The organism is Tabrizicola sp., assembly GCF_041919135.1.
Lineage (GTDB): Bacteria > Pseudomonadota > Alphaproteobacteria > Rhodobacterales > Rhodobacteraceae > Tabrizicola.
Map to the genome: position 1 here is coordinate 116,976 of NZ_JAYRUJ010000008.1, position 16,975 is coordinate 133,950.

A 16,975-nucleotide genomic window follows, 5' to 3' on the forward strand; every position below is an offset into this window, starting at 1 on the left:
CTCAGCCGGCAGGCATCCGCGCCTCGGCCATGCCGGCATACCAGCTTGCGCCGAAGGGGATGGCATTGTCGTCGAAATTATAGGCCGGATGATGCACCATCGCGGTATCGCCATTGCCAAGGAAGATATAGGCGCCGGGCCTTTCGTTCAGCATGTAGCTGAAATCCTCGGCCCCCATCAGCGGCGGCGTCTCGGTATCGACCTGGCCCGAGACCGCGCGCGCCACCTCGGCGGCGAAGCCGGTGTTCTCGGCCGCGTTGACCGTCACCGGATAGCCGCGCTGGTAGGCCACCTCGGCACTTGCGCCAAGCGCCAGCGCCGTGCCCTCGACCACCTGCGACAGCCGCGCCTGCACGAAGTCCTGCACCTTCGCATCCAGGGTGCGGACGGTGCCCTTCATCTTCACCACCTGCGGGATCACGTTATGCGCCGGGCTGTCGGTCTCGACGGTGCAGACCGAGACCACCACCTGCTTCAGCGGGTCCACGTTGCGGCTGGCGATGGTCTGGATCGCCACCACGATATGGGCCGCGACGACGGTGCTGTCGATGCAGTCATGCGGCTTGGCGGCATGGCCGCCCTTGCCGGTCACCGTGATCTCGAACTGGTCCGCCGCCGCCATCATCGCGCCGGGACGGATCGCGAAATGCCCGACCGGGATGCCTGGCATGTTGTGCATCCCGTAGACCTCGTCGATCTTCCAGCGGCTGATGAGACCGTCCTGCACCATCTCGCGCCCGCCGCCGCCGCCCTCCTCGGCCGGCTGGAAGATGCAGACCACGGTGCCGTCGAAGTTCCGCGTCTCGGCCAGGTATTTCGCCGCCCCCAGAAGCATCGCGGTATGGCCGTCATGGCCGCAGGCATGCATCTTGCCCGGGGTCTTCGAGGCATAGGGCACCCCGGTCTGCTCCCGGATCGGCAGCGCGTCCATGTCGGCGCGCAGGCCGATGACCCGGCCTTTCGTATCGGTCTTGCCCTTGATCACGGCGACCACGCCGGTACGGCCGATGCCCTCGACCACCTCGTCGCAGCCGAAGTCGCGGCAAAGTCCGGCCACCTTGCCGGCGGTGCGGTGGACCTCGAACAGCAGTTCGGGATTCTCGTGGAAATCACGGCGCCAGGCGGTGATCTCGGGCAGAAGTTCGGCGAAGCGGTTCCTGGGCGGCATGGTTGTCTCCTTTTGCTGAAGCCTGGGCCTTTGCCGCCGCTTCGGCAAGGGGGAACGCGACAACTCGCGCGACAGCGATTTCCGAACGGAAATCGGCCCGGAAATCCTTCGATTTCCGGCGTCGCCCACAGGCAGGGGCCGGGCGCGGGCCGGGCGCGATCCCGAAGCCAGGCCCGCTCATGCCCGTGGCGATGGCCGGGCCGGCGCTCGGCGCCACATCCGCCGGCATGTCACGCCAGCGCCGCCAGCAGGCGCTCCATGAACCGCTCCCCGGCCCGGAACTGCGAGACCTCCAGATATTCGTCCGGCTGGTGCGCCTGGGCGATGTCGCCGGGGCCGCAGACCACGGCGGAATAGCCCGCCTCCTGGAACTGCCCGGCCTCGGTGCCATAGCTCACCACACCTGTCCGGTTGTCGCCGGTCAGGCGGCGGGCAAGCGCCTCGGCCTCGCCCCCCTCCTCGGGTTGCAGGCCGGGGACGCCGAAGAAGCGGTCGAGATGGATCGCCGCCTCGGGGCGCACCGCCTGCATCGCCGCCTCGATCTCGCGGGCGCGGGCGACGAAGCGGTCTTCCCAGTCCGGGATCGACTCGCCGGGAACCACCCGCATCTCCACCGCGAAACGGCAGTCGGCGGCGGTGATGTTATGCGCGGTCCCGCCCTCGATCATCCCGACATGCAGCGTGGTGAAGGGCGGATCGAAGCGCGCGGCCATCCCGGTCGGCGGCTTTGCCCGGATCCCGGCATTGGTGTCGTTCAGCCAGTCGATCAGCCGCGCCCCCTCCATGATCGCCGAGACGCCATGGGGCAGCAGCGAGGAATGCACCTCGAACCCCTTCACATGCACATGATAGCCGGTGCCGCCCTTGTGCCCGGTGATCACCCCCATCCGGCTGGGCTCGCCGATGATCGCGGCGCTGCCCTTCGGCACCACGTCCTGCATGGCGCGGATCATCGGCGGCGCGCCGGTGCAGCCGATCTCCTCGTCATAGGACAGCGCCAGTTGCAGCGGCCGCCGCACGCCCCGCGCCTGCGCCTCGACCAGCGCCCGGACCGCCAGCGCGACGAAGCCCTTCATGTCGCAGGTCCCGCGCCCGTAAAGCCGGCCGTCGCGTTCCGTCACCGTCCAGGGGTCCGAGGTCCAGGCCTGACCGTCCACCGGCACCACGTCCGAATGCCCCGACAAGACCACCGCCCCCTCCTCCCAGGGGCCGGCATGGGCGATCAGCGCCGCCTTCTGCCGGTCCTCGTTCCAGTGCCGGAAGCAGCGGACCCCCTGCCCCGTCAGATAGCCTTCCAGCCAGTCGACCAGCGCCAGGTTGGACCCGCGGCTCACGGTCGGAAAGCTGACCAGCCGGTCAAGGATCTGCCGTGCCGTCAGTTGCTGCATTTCTAACCCCCGAAGCAGGACCCAAGATCTTGTGGCCAGCCTCTCCGGCGGCGAAGAAGCTGTCAATATCTGGCAGATTGTAGCGCCGCCGGTGCATTTCACCGAGCCGAGGCGGTGGAATCGCGCGTCGAAACAGGATTGATAGACTCTGGAAAATCGGAAACAGTTGCACTTCAGGGAGCAACAACGATGGTTTCCTGCCAAAAGATACAAAGATAACAATAACTAAGAAAAGACGCAGGGGGGGTACTGAATGGCCGAACGGGCCGTGCCTGTGCTTGAGGTCAAGGGCCTTCGAACCATCTTCCGCACCCGCGGCGGCGAAGTCCATGCCGTGAACGACGTCAGCTTCCACCTCGACCGGGGCGAGGTGCTGGGCGTCGTGGGCGAAAGCGGCTCGGGCAAGTCGGTGACGATGATGTCGCTGATCGGCCTCCTGCCCTCGCCCCCGGCCGAGAACCGGGGGGGCGAGGTGCTTCTGGGCGGGCGCGACCTTCTGAAGCTGGACACGCGCGCCCTGCAGGAGGTGCGCGGCGCCAGGGTCGGCTTCGTCTTCCAGGATCCGATGACCAGCCTCAACCCGGTCTTCACCCTGGGCGACCAGCTGATGGAACCCCTGCGCAAGCACATGGGGATGGACAAGCAGGCGGCCGCGAACCGCGCGGTGGAGCTGCTGGAACTCGTGGGAATCCCGGACGCGCGGCGCAGGCTCAAGGCCTATCCGCACCAGTTCTCCGGCGGGATGCGGCAGCGGGTGATGATCGCCATCGCGCTGGCCTGCGACCCCGACGTGCTGATCGCGGACGAGCCGACCACGGCGCTGGACGTGACGATCCAGGCCCAGATCCTGGAGCTGGTGAAGGAATTGCGCCACAAGCTCGGCATGGCGATCATCTGGATCACCCATGACCTCGGCGTGATCGCGGGCATCGCCGACCGGGTGCTGGTGATGTATGGCGGCCAGGTCGTCGAACAGGCCCCGGTGCGCGAGCTTTTCGCCAATCCGCAACACCCCTATACCCGCGCGCTGCTGCAGACGATCCCGGCCATCAGCGGCCCGCGCGAGGACCGGCTGAAGGTGATCCAGGGCCAGCCGCCGATCCTCATGGCCCCGCCGGCCGCCTGCCCGTTCCGCGCCCGCTGCGATTATCGCCACGACCGTTGCGACCGCGAGAACCCCCTGCGCCGCGCCGTCGATGGCCGCCGCATCGGCCTGGGCCACGACGTCGCCTGCCACTGGACCGCCCCTGCCCCCGTTGCGGAGGTGACCCATGCTTGACGCCCCTCCCCGCCCGCTGGTCGAGGTCACCGACCTCAAGATGCACTTCCCGATCCATACCGGGGTCTTCCGCCGCCATACCGGCGACGTGAAGGCGGTGGACGGGGTCAGTTTCTCGATCCTGCCGGGCCAGACCCTGGGCCTCGTCGGCGAATCCGGCTGCGGCAAGTCCACCGTCGGCCGCGCCATGCTGCGGCTGTACGAGCCGACCGCCGGCCGGGTGGTGATCGACGGCGACGACGTGGCCAGCCTCGCGCCCGAGGCGCTGCGCAAGAAGCGGCCGACGATGCAGATGGTCTTCCAGGACCCGCAGGCCAGCCTGAATCCCCGCATGACCCTGGCCCGCATCATCGGCGAGCCGCTGGACGAGCACACCGCCTGGCCCAAGGCGAAGAAGCTGGAGCGGGTCTACGAGCTTATGGACGCCGTCGGCCTGAACCGCCGCTTCGCCAACCGCTATCCGCATGAGTTTTCCGGCGGGCAGCGCCAGCGGATCGGCATCGCCCGCGCCCTTGCGCTGAACCCCCGCTTCATCGTCTGCGACGAGCCGATCGCGGCGCTGGACGTCTCGATCCAGGCGCAGGTGGTGAACCTGCTGGAGGATCTGCAGGAAAAGCTGGGCCTGACCTATCTGTTCATCAGCCACGACCTGTCGATGGTCCGCCATATCGCCGACCGGGTCGCGGTCATGTATCTTGGCCGCATCGCCGAGCTTTCGCCCCGCGACGCGCTCTACGCCCGCCCGCTGCATCCTTATGCCGAGGCGCTGCTCTCGGCCGTGAACGAGCCCGACCCGGTCCGCGCCGCGACGCGCAAGCGGATCATCCTCAGGGGTGACGTGCCCTCTCCCGCCAATCCGCCGGTCGGCTGCAACTTCTGCACCCGCTGCCCGCGTGTCTTCGACCGCTGCCGGGTCGAGAAGCCGGCGCTCCGCGAGGTCGAGTCCGGCCGCTTCGTCGCCTGCCATCTGTTCGACAACACCGCCGCCGGAGCAACCGGCGCATCCGAGGTTCCCGAGCACAACCAACAAGGAGTGACGCAATGAAACTGAGAACCGCCCTCCTGGGCGCTGTCGCGGTCGCGGGCCTCGCCCCCGCCGCCTTTGCCGAACGCGGCGCCGACGGGCATGTCAACGTGCTCTACTGGCAAGCGCCTTCCATCCTGAACCCCTACCTCTCCTCGGGCACCAAGGACGTGGAAACCGGCTCGCTGGTCCTCGAAGGGCTTGCCGGCTTCGACGAGAAGGGCGTGGTCATCCCCCGCTTGGCCGAGGCCATCCCCACCGTCGAGAACGGCGGCATCAGCGAGGACCTGACCCAGATCACCTGGAAGCTGAAGCCCGGCCTGCTGTGGTCGGACGGCACCCCCGTCACCTCGGCCGACGCCAAGTTCACCTGGGAATACTGCACCCACCCCGAGGGCGGCTGCGCCCAGGCCGCGCGCTACGAGGGCATCACCGCGGTCGAGACCCCGGACGAGCTGACCATCGTGGTCAAGTTCTCGGGCCCGAAGCCGAACCCCTACCAGGCCTTCGTCGGCGGCACCTCGCCGATCCTGCAGGCGGCGCAATTCGCCAACTGCCTCGGCGCCGCGGCCTCGACCTGCTCGGAGCAGAACTTCAAGCCGATCGGCACCGGCCCCTTCGTCGTCAAGGACTTCAAGGTCAATGACGTGGTCGAGCTGGAAGCCAACCCGAACTACCGCGACCCGGCCAAGCCCGCCTTCGCCACGATGACGGTCAAGGGCGGCGGCGACGCGCAGGCCGCGGCCCGCGCCGTGCTGGAAACCGGCGAGTTCGACTATGCCTGGAACACCCAGATCAACCCGGAAATGCAGGCGCAGATGGCGGCCGCCGGCAAGGGTGTCCTCCTGAACGGCTTCGGCACCCTGGTCGAACGGATCGAGATGAACATGACCAACCCCGACCCGGCCCTGCCGGAGGGCGAGCGGTCGACCACCAAGCACGCGCATCCGATCCTCTCCGACATCAACGTCCGCAAGGCGCTGTCGATGGCGATCGACCGTCAGGTGCTGGTCGACGTGGGCTATGGCGCCGCCGGCCGCGCCACCTGCAACCTGGTGCCCGCGCCCGAGATGTTCGCCAGCCCGAACACCGACTGCATCAAGCAGGACGTCGAAGGCGCCAAGGCCCTGCTGGAACAGTCCGGCTGGGTCGACAGCGACGGCGACGGCGTGCGCGACAAGGATGGCGTGAAGCTGAAACTGCTCTACCAGACCTCGGTCAACCCGGTCCGCCAGGACTTCCAGGCGATCATCAAGTCGTTCTGGAACGAGATCGGCGTCGAGGTCGAGCTGAAGCAGGTCGATGCCTCGGTGTTCTTCGGCGGTGACGCGGGCTCGCCCGACACCTTCCAGAAGTTCTATGCCGATGTCGAGATGTATGCGAACAACTTCGACGGCACCGATCCCGAGCCCTATCTGGCGCAGTACAAGTGCGACAAGATCCCCGGCCCGGAAAACCAGTGGCAGGGCGAGAACATCAACCGCTTCTGCGATCCGGCCTATGACGCGCTGGTGGAGGAACTGTCCAAGACCGCCGACATGGCCAAGCGCGCCGAGATCGCGATCCGCCTGAACGAGATGCTGACCAAGGACAGCTATGTCGTCGTCCCGCTGGTGGACCGCGGCCGGCTCTCGGCGGCCTCGAACACGCTGGGCGGCGTGGTGCTGAACACCTGGGACACCGAGCTGTGGAACGCCCAGGACTGGTTCCGCATCAAGTAAGCCTCTGATCCCGGGGTGTCCGCGACCAGGCGGACACCCCTTCCCCTCCTTTCCCGCAGGCCCGCCCATGCTGACCTACACGCTCCGGCGATTGCTGGTCGCGATCCCGACGCTTCTCCTCATCAGCCTCGTGATCTTCCTCCTGGTCGATCTCGCGCCGGGCAGTCCCGCGTCCGAGATCCCGCTGACCGTGCCGGCCGAGGTGAAGGCGAAGATGATCGAGGCCATGGGCATCAACGAGCCCGTGCACATCCGCTATCTGCTCTGGCTGAAACAGTTCTTCTGGACCGAGCCGCTCTACGCCATCGACGCCGCCTTCGGCACCGATTTCGCCGACAATGCGCCGCGCATCATCTCCTATTCCTCCAAGGTCCCGGTGATCGACTACATCGCCGAGCGCCTGCCGCAGACGCTGATCGTGATCGGTTCGGCCTATGTGATCGCCATCCTGATCGCCCTGCCGATCGGCATCTATTCCGCCTACCGGCAATATTCCTGGTTCGACCAGATCGGCACCTTCGTCTCGATGGTGGGCTATTCGGTCCCGACCTTCTTCACCGGGCTTCTGGCGATCATCATCTTCACCTCCTGGCTGGGCTGGTTCCCCTCGATCTACAACACGTCGCTGCGGGTGGTGGACTGGGCAAGCTTCAAGCAGCAGGTGACGCAGATGTTCCTGCCCGTCGCGGTGCTCGCGCTCTTCAACGCCGCCGAACTCAGCCGCTACACCCGGTCCTCGATGCTGGAGAACCTCAGCCAGGACTATGCCCGCACCGCCCGCGCCAAGGGGATGAGCGAGCGGACCGTGGTCCTGAAACACGTGCTGCGCAATTCGCTGATCCCGGTGATCACCGTCATCACCCTCGGGATGCCCGCGATCTTCGCCGGGGCGATCGTGACCGAGCAAGTGTTCAAGATCAACGGCATCGGCGCCGCCCTGATCGGGGCGATCCATGTCAACGACCTGCCGGTGGTGCAGACCATCGCCTTCATCACCGCGATCCTGATCGTGCTCTTCAACCTGGTTGCCGACATCCTCTACGGCATCCTCGACCCCCGGATCCGCTATGACTGACGCCACCGCCGCGACCGCCGCCCCCGACCGGGAAGACGCGCCCCGCAGCCTCTGGCGCGACGTCTGGGACCAGTTCCGCATGCACCGGGGCGCCATGATCGGGCTCTGGGTGCTGGGGATCCTCCTCGTCTTCGTGCTCCTCGGCCCGCTGGTCTGGACGGCCGAGCCGATCAAGGTGAACCCGAACACCGCCCAGATGTTCAAGTCCCGCAACCTGCCGCCCTCCTGGGACAGCCCCCTTGGCACCGATCAGGTCGGCCGCGACATCATGGCCCGGCTCATGCTGGGCGGAAAGGTCTCGATGGCGGTGGGCTTCGTCGCCATGTCGGTGGCGGTGTTCCTCGGCACGCTGATCGGCCTGCTCTCGGGCTACTTCCGCCGCCTCGACGGGGCGCTGATGCGGTTGACCGACCTGTTCCTGTCGCTGCCCCTCCTGCCGCTGATCCTCGTCCTCACCTTCCTCTACGGCCCCTACCTGCGCGAGATCTTCGGCCCGAACCTCGGCACCTTCTTCATCCTGATCATCGCCATCGGCCTGACCAGCTGGATGCATGTCGCCCGCATCGTGCGCGGCCAGGTCCTTGCGGTGAAGGAACGCGAGTTCGTCCTGGCCGCCCGTTCGATCGGCACGCCCGCGCGCCGGATCATCACCCGCCACATCCTGCCCAACGTGCTGGCCCCGGTCATGGTCGCCGGCGCGCTTGGCGTCGCGAATGCGATCATCACCGAGTCGGTGGTCTCCTTCCTCGGCCAGGGTTTCCAGTCCGACTTCTCGACCTGGGGCTCGATGCTGAATTCGGCCTATTACAACCAGACCTATCCGATGCAGATGGTCTGGCCGGGCCTCGCGATCTCGCTGACGGTGCTGTCGGTGAACTATGTCGGCGACGGCCTGCGCGACGCGCTCGACCCGCGCATCCGGGGGCGCTGAGCGCCGGAAATCGAACGATTTCCGGGCCGATTTCCGTTCGGAAATCGGTGCCTCGCGCCGGGTCAGTGCAGCCGGGTGCGGATGCGCCGGATCATCAGCCAGACCAGCCCCACCACCGGCAGGACCAGCGCGGCGGTCAGCACCTCCTTGGAAAGGCCCGCCGCCTTGGCCAGCGGCGCGGCCAGATAGGCGGCAAGGCTCACCGCGTAATAGCTGATCGCCACCACCGACAGGCCCTCGACCGTGTGCTGCAACCGCAGCGCCAGGTCGGCCCGCCGGTCCATGCTCTCCAGCAGGCGCTGGTTCTGCGCGCTGCGGTCCACGTCCACCCGGGTCCGCAGCAGCTCTGCCGCCCGTTCCGCCCGCTCGGCCATCGCGCGCAACCGGCTTTCCGCTGATTTCACCGTGCGCATCGCCGGATCATAGCGCCGCATCATGAACTCGCCGAAGGTCTGCCGCCCCTGGCTCCGCACCTCGCGCAGGACCTCGATCCGCTGGTTGACGATCGCCTCATAGGCCGCCGTCGCCCCGAAGCGGAAGGAAAACTGCACCGCCAGGCTCTCCAGCTCGGCCGAAATCTTCAACAGGTCATGCAGCGCCCGCTCCGGCGCGGGCCCGGCATCGTCCAGCCCCGAGACCAGCGCCGACAGCTTCGGGTCAAGTCCATTCAGGCGGCCGGAGAGGTCGCGGGAGCGCATCAGCCCCAGCATCGACATCGCCCGGTAGGTCTCGATCTCGCACAGCCGCTGCACGATCCGCCCCACCCGGCGCGGGCCGGTGCCGGGGGCGACAAAGACCGCAAAGCGGATGTGCCCGGCCGGATCGATGCGGAAATCCCCCGCCACCACCGCCGCCCCGTCCACCACGCGGGACACGGCAAGGCTCTCCGGCACGAACCACTCATCCAGCCGCGCCAGCATCGCCTCCTCGCTGTCCGGCATCGCCTCGACCCGGATCAGGACCGAGGTCAGCCGCTTGCCCGGGGCCGCCTCCAGCCAGTCCTCCGGCAGCACCTCCGCCTCGGCCGGATCGAAGGGCCGGGCCGAGACGCCCCTGGTAAAGGCGGAGTAGGTGACGAACTCGGTATGGCTCTCCCATTTCAGCGCGGCCCGCCCGACCGGCCCCTGGAAATGCGTCGCCCCCGGCTGCGGATGCGGGCTGCCGTGCCGGTCCAGAAGCGCCAGAAGATGCGCCAGATCGGCCGTCCGGTCGCGGTTCTGCGCCTGCACCGGCTCCTTGATCGCGACATAGACCGCCGTCGAGGGCACGTCGAGCGCGGGAAAGGGCCGCGCGTGCAGCTCGTTGACGGTGGCATAGCGCTGGGGATGGTCGGGGATCGGCATCTCGGATCTCGATGGGGGCCCGGGCCTGCCGTATCCGCCCGGGCGGGCTTGGCAGGGTGGGCAATATTGCCCACCCCATGATCGTCTCACTCGATCATCGGCAGAAGCGCGTCGATCGACTTCTTGGCGTCGCCATAGAACATCCGGGTGTTCTCCTTGTAGAACAGCGGGTTCTCGATCCCGGAATATCCCGTCCCCTGCCCGCGCTTCGACACGAAGACCTGCTTGGCCTTCCAGCACTCCAGCACCGGCATCCCCGCGATGGGAGAGTTCGGGTCCTCTTGCGCCGCCGGGTTCACGATGTCGTTCGAGCCGATCACGATGGCCACATCCGTTTCCGGGAAGTCCTCGTTGATCTCGTCCATCTCCAGCACGATGTCATAGGGCACCTTCGCCTCGGCCAGCAGCACGTTCATGTGGCCCGGCAACCGCCCCGCGACCGGGTGGATCGCGAAGCGCACGTTCTTGCCCTTGGCCCGCAGCTTCCGGGTCAGCTCCGACACCGACTGCTGCGCCTGCGCCACCGCCATGCCATAGCCCGGAATGATGATGATGCTGTCCGCCTCGTTCAGCGCCGCGGCCACGCCCTCCGCATCGATGGCGACCTGCTCGCCGGTGACTTCCATCGCCGGTCCCGTGGTGCCGCCGAAGCCGCCCAGGATCACGCTGATGAACGAACGGTTCATCGCCTTGCACATGATGTAGCTCAGGATCGCACCCGAGGAGCCGACCAGCGCGCCGACCACGATCAGAAGGTCGTTCGACAGCGAAAAGCCGATCGCCGCCGCCGCCCAGCCCGAGTAGCTGTTCAGCATCGAGACCACGACCGGCATGTCCGCCCCGCCGATCCCCATGATCAGGTGATAGCCGATGAAGAAGGCGGCGATCGTCATCCCGATCAGCGCCAGCGTCGAGCCCGATTGCAGATAGACCACCAGAAGCGCGATGCTGATCAGCGCCGCGCCCGCGTTCAGCAGATGCCCGCCCGGCAGCTTCTTGGCCTTGCCGTCGACGCGGCCCGCCAGCTTGCCGAAGGCGATGACCGAGCCGGTGAAGGTCACCGCCCCGATGAAGACGCCAAGGAAGGTCTCGACCCGCAGGATGGTGATCTCGGTCGGGCTCTTGTGCGCGATCAGCGCCGCAAAGCCGCCCAGTTCGGCGCCCTTGGTGCTGAGTTCGGCCAGCTTCTCCATGCTCAGCCCCGCCGCGGCGGCCGGATCATGCGCGATGGCCAGAAGATCCGACAGGCCGACCAGTTCGATATGGGTGTTGAAGCCGATGAACACCGCCGCAAGGCCGACAAGGCTGTGCATCGCCGCCACCAGTTGCGGCATCTCGGTCATCTGGACCCGCTGCGCGACGATCCAGCCAAGCACGCCGCCGCCCGCGATCAGCACGACCGACAGCCACCAGAGGCCCATGCCCGGCCCGTAAAGCGTGGCCAGAACCGCCAGCGCCATGCCGACAATCCCGTACCAGACCGCGCGCTTGGCGCTTTCCTGGCCCGACAGCCCACCCAGCGACAGGATGAACAGGACCGCTGCAACGACGTAAGCCGCCGTGGTAAATCCGAATTCCATGACGGCCCCCTTACGACTTCTGGAACATGGCGAGCATGCGCCGTGTGACCATGAAGCCACCGAAAATGTTGATCCCGGCCATGAAGACCGACAGCGCCGCGAGCAGGATCACCAGGAAGGACCCCGAGCCGTTCTGCATCAGCGCGCCCAGGATGATGATCGACGAGATCGCGTTCGTGACCGCCATGAGCGGCGTGTGCAGCGAATGCGAGACGTTCCAGATCACCTGGAAGCCGACGAAGACCGCCAGCACGAAGACGATGAAATGGCTCATGAAGCTGGCCGGGGCATAAAGTCCCGCCAGAAGCATCAGCCCGCCGCCGATCGCCAGAAGGCCCACCTGGTTGCGGGTCTGGGCGCGGAACTCCGCCACCTCCTTCGCCCGGCGTTCCACCGGAGTCAGCTCGCGCGGCTTCTCCTTCGGCTTCTGCACCGCGATCGCGGCGACCTTCGGCGGCGGCGGCGGCCAGGTCACCGCCCCGACATGCGCCACGGTCGCGCCACGGATCACGTCATCCTCCATGTTGTGCAGGATCACGCCATCCTTCTTCGGCGTCAGGTCCGTCAGCATGTGCCGGATGTTGGTCGAATACAGCGTCGAGGCCTGCGCCGCCATCCGGCTGGGAAAGTCGGTATAGCCGACGATGGTCACGCCATTGTCGGTGACGATCTTCTCGTCCGGCACCGTCAGGTCGCAGTTGCCGCCGCGTTCGGCCGCAAGGTCGACGATGACCGATCCCGGCTTCATCATCCGGACCATGTCCTCGGTCCAGAGCTTCGGCGCGGGCCGGCCGGGGATCAGCGCGGTGGTGATGACGATGTCCATCTCCGGCGCCAGTTCGCGGAACTTCTTCAGCTGCGCCTCGCGGAACTCCGGCGAGGACGGGGCCGCGTATCCGCCCGTCGCCGCGCCGTCGGTCTGCTGTTCGGCAAAGTCCAGGAAGACGAAATTCGCGCCCATCGACTCGATCTGTTCGGCCACCTCGGGGCGCACGTCGAAGGCATGGACGATGGCCCCCAGCGACGTCGCCGTGCCGACAGCCGCAAGCCCAGCGACCCCGGCCCCCACCACCAGCACCTTGGCCGGCGGCACCTTGCCCGCCGCCGTCACCTGGCCGGTGAAGAAGCGGCCGAAGTTGTTCCCGGCCTCCATCACCGCCCGATAGCCGGCGATGTTCGCCATCGAGCTGAGGGCGTCCATCTTCTGCGCGCGCGAGATGCGCGGCACCATGTCCATCGCCACCACGGTCAGGTTCTTCTTCGCCGCCGCCTCCAGCAGCTCGGCATTCTGCGCCGGCCAGAAGAACGAGATCAGCGTCTGCCCGTCACTGAAGGTCGCAAGCTCTGCCGCATCCGGCCCCCGCACCTTGACCACCACGTCCGAGGCCCCGATGACCGAAGCCGCGTCCGGCAGCACCTCGACCCCCGCCGCCGCATAGGCCGCGTCCGAGAACCCCGCCTTCGCCCCCGCCCCCGACTGGATGCAGGTCGAATGTCCAAGCTTCGCCAGTTGCATAGCCGAATCCGGCGTCATGGCAACCCGATTCTCGCCCGGAAATACCTCCGTCAAAGCCCCGATCTTCACCTGAATCCCCCCATTCCATGCCAGTCGGCATAAACTTTCTCTTTGCACTTAACATTGCGCAACAATCTTTCAAACCCTTCATTTACCGACATGAAGCGTCGCTATTTCCGCCCGAACCAGCGCCGGGTCCGCGCGGCCCAAAGGTCGAACTCGGGCCCGAAGGCCAGCGTCAGCCGCGCCTCCTCGTCGCGGATGAAACGGGTCTGGATCAGCCAGACGAAACTCGCGACCAGGGGCAGCGCCAGCACCGCATCCAGCCAGAGGATCGCCCCGGTCAGGATCATCGCATCGGCCAGGTAGATCGGATTGCGCGACCAGGCGAAAAGCCCCCCGGTCACCAGGGACGAGGGGTTGCGGCGCGGGATCACCGTGGTGCGCTGCAGGGTCATCTGCCCCACCGCCGCAACCATGGCCAGCGCGCCAAGGACCACCAGCACCTTGCCCGCCAACGCGCCTGCCGTCCCGAACAGGGGCGGCGAGACCGGCGCCAGAAGCCAGGCCGCCAGCACATGCAGCGCCAGCCAGACCGGCGGCAGGTCGATCCGCGACAGAAGTTTCGCCATGTCGCACCTCCGCCCCGATCCAAGCAGAGCCGCGCCCCCGGCGCAACCACTTGGCAACTTCGCCCGAAGCCCCGATAACACCGGGAAAGGAGACCGCCCATGCCCACCGATTTCGCCGCGACCAAGGCCCGCTTCCACCTGCCCGAAGGCGTCGTCTACCTTGACGGCAACTCGCTCGGTCCGATGGTCCGCACCGCGCCCGCGCGGGTGGAACGGGCCGTGACGCAGGAATGGGGCGAGATGCTGATCCGCGGCTGGAACCAGGCCGGCTGGATGGCGCAACCGCGCGCCCTCGGCGACCGGATTGCCCGGCTGATCGGCGCGGAAGCGGGCAGCGTCGTCCTGGGCGACACGCTCTCGATCAAGGTCTACCAGGCCCTGGCCTCGGCGCTGGAGATGAACCCGCAGCGCCGGGTGATCCTGTCCGATACCGGCAACTTCCCCTCCGACCTCTACATGGCCGAGGGTCTCTGCCGCACGCTCGGCGGGCAGTATCGCCTGAAGACCGTCGCGCCCGAGGATGTGCTCTCCGCGATCGACGAGACGGTCGCCGTGACCCTGATCACCGAGGTCGACTATCGCACCGGCCGCCGCCACGACATGGCCGGGATCACGAAACGCGCGCATGAGATGGGGGCGCTCACCGTCTGGGACCTCGCCCATTCCGCCGGCGCGGTGCCGGTGGACCTGGCCGCCGTGCGCGCCGATTTCGCGGTCGGCTGCACCTACAAATACCTGAACTCCGGCCCCGGCGGCCCGGCCTTCATCTATGTCGCCCCCCGCCACGCCGAGATCGCCCGCCCCGCCCTCTCCGGCTGGCTGGGCCACGAGGCGCCCTTCGCCTTCGACCTGGACTACCGCCCCGGCCGCGGGATCGAGCGGATGCGCGTCGGCACCCCGCCCGTCCTGCAACTCGCCGCCCTCGAAGCCGCGCTCGAGGTCTGGGAAGGCGTCGACATGCACGAAGTCCATGCCCGGTCCCTCCGCCTGCAGGACCTCTTCATCAAGGGGGTGGAAAGCCGCGCCCCGATGCTGCATCTCGCCACTCCGCGCTCGCATCTGATGCGCGGCAGCCAGGTCAGCTTCCGCCACCCCGAGGGCTATGCGATCATGCAGGCCCTGATCGCCGAGGGCGTGATCGGCGACTTCCGCGCCCCCGACATCCTGCGCTTCGGCTTCACGCCGCTCTACATCGACGAGGATGACGTCGCCCGCGCGGTCGGCGTGCTGGGCCGGATCATGGACCAGTCCGGCTGGGACCGGCCCGAGTTCAAGACCCGCGCCGCCGTCACCTGAACGCCCGGACGGCGGAAACCACCGCGAAACCGGCGCGTCTGGCGTCGGTTTCACGCGGCCGTGATCGCGCCGTGCCCGCGCGCCGGTTTGACGGCAAACCTGCCGTAAGCTACCGTCGCGGAAAGTTTTCCCGCGGCACCGCCCCATGCGTGTCCCTTTGAAGCGAGTTTCTTCATGCGCCTGATCTCTCCCTCCCAGACCCGGCAGGCCGTCGCGGCCCTTGCGCTCCTGTCGCTGGCGGCCTGCGTCGATCCGACGGTCAGCACCTCGACCAGCCAGCCGCTGCCCAAGGCGGACGAGAATGTCTATGTCGCCACGATGGACGCCGGGATCGCGATTCCCGCCCTGCCGGTCGAGCAGATCCCCGAAAGCCACCGCCGCCAGGTCGTCGCCTACGAGACCGACCAGCCCCCCGGCACCATCATCATCAATCCCTCGACGCGGCTGCTCTACTATGTCGTCGGCAAGAACAAGGCGATCCGCTACGGCATCGCCGTCGGCCGCGCCGGGTTCGAATGGTCGGGCGAGGCGATCGTGGCCGAGAAGAAACCCTGGCCGACCTGGACCCCGCCGAAAGAGATGATCGCCCGCGACCCCAAGCTCGCGAAATGGGAAAACGGCCAGCCCGGCGGCCCGACCAACCCGCTCGGCGCCCGCGCGATCTACCTGACCTCGGGCGGCAAGGATTATGGCTACCGCATCCATGGCACCCCGGAATGGAAGTCGATCGGCCGCAATGCCTCGTCCGGCTGCATCCGCATGATCAACCAGGACGTGATCGACCTCTACAGCCGCCTGCAGGGGGGCGAGAAGGTCGTCGTCCTCACCGCCTCGGGCGAGATGCCGAAGGGCCTCCATATCCCCAAGCCGCCCGCGCCGAAGAAGAAGGCCGCGCCCGCGCCGGCCGTGGTCGCCGTCCCGGCGCTCAAGGTCCTGCCGCCCCCCGCGGTGGTGAGCGGGAGCCCGGCCGCGACCCCCGCCGCTGCCCCGGCCACCACCCCGGCCGTTGCGCCCGCGACCGTCCCTGCGACACCCGCGGCTCCGGCCGCCGCCCCGGCCTGCGCCACCGCGCTGGTCGACGGGCTGTGCCCGCCGGCCTCCGGCACGGACTGAGGCTTCCCGACAAAGGACAGGGCGCCTGCGGTATCGCGGGCGCCCTTTTCGTTGCCACCGCCTCACCGGCTGCCGCCTCCCCTCGGCGGGGCGGCGGCAGGCGAGCCGCCTAAAGCCAGCGGTCGTAGTCGCTGACCAGAAGGTGCCAGGGCGCCTCGTCCTCCTCGATCTCGGCGAAACGGCCGATCGGCTCGCGGAAGATGTTGTCGGTCAGGTCGTCGTTCACCGTCGAGACCTCGCCGATCAGCACATCCCCGCCCTCGCCCCAGAAGGCATGCCAGTCGCCCGGCATCAGCGTCACGCTCTCGCCCGGCGCCAGCCGCAGTTTCTCGCCCGGGCCATAGCGCCGCTCGATCCCGTCGCAGCGCACCACGCCGCCCCGGTCCCCGGCGAAATCGCCCTTGTCGTCGCTGCCATGAAGCTCCACCACCAGCGTCGCGCCGCCGCGGTTGATGATGTCCTCGGCCTTGATGACATGGGTGTGCATCGGCGACAGCTGGTCCTGGCGGCTGATCAGCAGCTTCTCGGCATAGCACATGCCGCCGCCCCGCCGCAGGTCGGCCAGCCTGCCGTTGCGCAGGGTGAAGAGGAACAGCCCCATCTCGTCGAACCGGCCCTGGCCATAATCGGTGATGTCCCAGCCCAGCCGGGCCTCGACGATGGCCCCGGCATCCTTGCGCGCCCTGAAATCCTCCGGGCTCCACCGGGCGAAGGGCGGCAGGACGAAACCATGCTTGCGGATCAAGTCGTCCGCCGCCCGCATGATCTGGTTGATGCGTGACCGTTTCATGGCGTCCTCCCGGGAATCATCGGCCGAGATGACCCGATTTCGCTCCGCCTGTCACCGGCCCAGTTTCCGCCCCCGTCACCAGGCGCCACCGGAAACCGAACGGTTTCCGACACGATTTC

Annotated in this window: 14 protein-coding genes; 7 read left to right on the top strand and 7 right to left on the bottom strand. The window is 67.7% G+C overall.

Translation table 11 applies throughout. From position 1 onward, the window contains the following. Position 1 precedes the first annotated feature (1 nt). Positions 2 to 1,168 (bottom strand): M20 aminoacylase family protein, encoded by a 1,167-nt coding sequence (locus tag ACE3UA_RS08365; RefSeq protein WP_374643997.1) that lies wholly within the window; start codon positions 1,166 to 1,168, stop codon positions 2 to 4. A 230-nt stretch (positions 1,169 to 1,398) separates the two neighbouring features. Beyond that, entirely contained in the window at positions 1,399 to 2,556 is a 1,158-nt protein-coding gene (gene argE, locus ACE3UA_RS08370) for an acetylornithine deacetylase (protein ID WP_374643999.1), read from the bottom strand. Positions 2,557 to 2,809: 253 nt separating this feature from the next. Between argE and ACE3UA_RS08375 the strand changes: the two genes are divergently transcribed. From ACE3UA_RS08375 to ACE3UA_RS08395, 5 genes are all read left to right on the top strand, one after another. Beyond that, positions 2,810 to 3,835 carry an ABC transporter ATP-binding protein gene (locus tag ACE3UA_RS08375; protein WP_374644001.1) on the top strand — a complete coding sequence of 342 codons (1,026 nt, stop codon included), beginning with the start codon at positions 2,810 to 2,812 and terminating at the stop codon, positions 3,833 to 3,835. Then, complete coding sequence (locus tag ACE3UA_RS08380; protein WP_374644003.1) at positions 3,828 to 4,880, top strand: ABC transporter ATP-binding protein; 1,053 nt, start codon at positions 3,828 to 3,830, stop codon at positions 4,878 to 4,880. Before ACE3UA_RS08375 ends, ACE3UA_RS08380 begins: the two co-directional genes overlap by 8 nt. Then, complete coding sequence (locus ACE3UA_RS08385) at positions 4,877 to 6,580, top strand: peptide ABC transporter substrate-binding protein (protein ID WP_374644005.1); 1,704 nt, start codon at positions 4,877 to 4,879, stop codon at positions 6,578 to 6,580. The genes ACE3UA_RS08380 and ACE3UA_RS08385 overlap by 4 nt, the downstream gene beginning before the upstream one ends. A gap of 67 nt (positions 6,581 to 6,647) precedes the next feature. Then, positions 6,648 to 7,655: an ABC transporter permease gene (locus ACE3UA_RS08390; protein WP_374644007.1), complete on the top strand. Its 1,008-nt coding sequence runs from the start codon at positions 6,648 to 6,650 to the stop codon at positions 7,653 to 7,655. After that, a complete protein-coding gene (locus ACE3UA_RS08395) occupies positions 7,648 to 8,586 on the top strand; it encodes an ABC transporter permease (RefSeq protein WP_374644009.1) in 939 nt (312 codons plus the stop codon). Before ACE3UA_RS08390 ends, ACE3UA_RS08395 begins: the two co-directional genes overlap by 8 nt. Before the next feature lie 62 nt (positions 8,587 to 8,648). Here the strand turns inward: ACE3UA_RS08395 and ACE3UA_RS08400 are convergent, their stop codons facing one another. The 4 genes from ACE3UA_RS08400 to ACE3UA_RS08415 all read right to left on the bottom strand — a co-directional run bounded on the left by ACE3UA_RS08400 (position 8,649) and on the right by ACE3UA_RS08415 (position 13,657). Beyond that, positions 8,649 to 9,929 (bottom strand): DUF3422 family protein, encoded by a 1,281-nt coding sequence (locus ACE3UA_RS08400; RefSeq protein WP_374644011.1) that lies wholly within the window; start codon positions 9,927 to 9,929, stop codon positions 8,649 to 8,651. An 86-nt stretch (positions 9,930 to 10,015) separates the two neighbouring features. Further along, complete coding sequence (locus tag ACE3UA_RS08405; protein WP_374644013.1) at positions 10,016 to 11,509, bottom strand: NAD(P)(+) transhydrogenase (Re/Si-specific) subunit beta; 1,494 nt, start codon at positions 11,507 to 11,509, stop codon at positions 10,016 to 10,018. 10 nt (positions 11,510 to 11,519) lie between these two features. Further along, positions 11,520 to 13,094: a Re/Si-specific NAD(P)(+) transhydrogenase subunit alpha gene (locus tag ACE3UA_RS08410; RefSeq protein ID WP_374644015.1), complete on the bottom strand. Its 1,575-nt coding sequence runs from the start codon at positions 13,092 to 13,094 to the stop codon at positions 11,520 to 11,522. Positions 13,095 to 13,195: 101 nt separating this feature from the next. Further along, entirely contained in the window at positions 13,196 to 13,657 is a 462-nt protein-coding gene (locus ACE3UA_RS08415) for an isoprenylcysteine carboxylmethyltransferase family protein (protein WP_374644017.1), read from the bottom strand. Between the two features lie 99 nt (positions 13,658 to 13,756). Here ACE3UA_RS08415 and kynU point away from each other — a divergent pair, with 99 nt between their 5' ends. Continuing rightward, positions 13,757 to 14,953, top strand: coding sequence for a kynureninase (gene kynU / locus ACE3UA_RS08420; RefSeq protein ID WP_374644019.1), 1,197 nt, complete (start codon positions 13,757 to 13,759; stop codon positions 14,951 to 14,953). A 174-nt stretch (positions 14,954 to 15,127) separates the two neighbouring features. Beyond that, positions 15,128 to 16,066, top strand: a complete 939-nt coding sequence (locus ACE3UA_RS08425) for a L,D-transpeptidase (protein WP_374644021.1) — start codon at positions 15,128 to 15,130, stop codon at positions 16,064 to 16,066. A 109-nt stretch (positions 16,067 to 16,175) separates the two neighbouring features. On the opposite strand, the gene ACE3UA_RS08430 is transcribed toward ACE3UA_RS08425, so the two are convergent. Continuing rightward, positions 16,176 to 16,856, bottom strand: a complete 681-nt coding sequence (locus ACE3UA_RS08430; RefSeq protein WP_374644023.1) for a D-lyxose/D-mannose family sugar isomerase — start codon at positions 16,854 to 16,856, stop codon at positions 16,176 to 16,178. Positions 16,857 to 16,975: the final 119 nt, after the last annotated feature.

Excerpts from the sequence above, each read along its gene's own strand:
- ACE3UA_RS08365 (WP_374643997.1), bottom strand. The coding sequence starts at position 1,168 with ATGCCGCCCAGGAACCGCTTCGCCGAACTTCTGCCCGAGATCACCGCC.
- argE (WP_374643999.1), bottom strand. The coding sequence starts at position 2,556 with ATGCAGCAACTGACGGCACGGCAGATCCTTGACCGGCTGGTCAGCTTT.
- ACE3UA_RS08375 (WP_374644001.1), top strand. The coding sequence starts at position 2,810 with ATGGCCGAACGGGCCGTGCCTGTGCTTGAGGTCAAGGGCCTTCGAACC.
- ACE3UA_RS08380 (WP_374644003.1), top strand. The coding sequence starts at position 3,828 with ATGCTTGACGCCCCTCCCCGCCCGCTGGTCGAGGTCACCGACCTCAAG.
- ACE3UA_RS08385 (WP_374644005.1), top strand. The coding sequence starts at position 4,877 with ATGAAACTGAGAACCGCCCTCCTGGGCGCTGTCGCGGTCGCGGGCCTC.
- ACE3UA_RS08390 (WP_374644007.1), top strand. The coding sequence starts at position 6,648 with ATGCTGACCTACACGCTCCGGCGATTGCTGGTCGCGATCCCGACGCTT.
- ACE3UA_RS08395 (WP_374644009.1), top strand. The coding sequence starts at position 7,648 with ATGACTGACGCCACCGCCGCGACCGCCGCCCCCGACCGGGAAGACGCG.
- ACE3UA_RS08400 (WP_374644011.1), bottom strand. The coding sequence starts at position 9,929 with ATGCCGATCCCCGACCATCCCCAGCGCTATGCCACCGTCAACGAGCTG.
- ACE3UA_RS08405 (WP_374644013.1), bottom strand. The coding sequence starts at position 11,509 with ATGGAATTCGGATTTACCACGGCGGCTTACGTCGTTGCAGCGGTCCTG.
- ACE3UA_RS08415 (WP_374644017.1), bottom strand. The coding sequence starts at position 13,657 with ATGGCGAAACTTCTGTCGCGGATCGACCTGCCGCCGGTCTGGCTGGCG.
- kynU (WP_374644019.1), top strand. The coding sequence starts at position 13,757 with ATGCCCACCGATTTCGCCGCGACCAAGGCCCGCTTCCACCTGCCCGAA.
- ACE3UA_RS08425 (WP_374644021.1), top strand. The coding sequence starts at position 15,128 with ATGCGCCTGATCTCTCCCTCCCAGACCCGGCAGGCCGTCGCGGCCCTT.
- ACE3UA_RS08430 (WP_374644023.1), bottom strand. The coding sequence starts at position 16,856 with ATGAAACGGTCACGCATCAACCAGATCATGCGGGCGGCGGACGACTTG.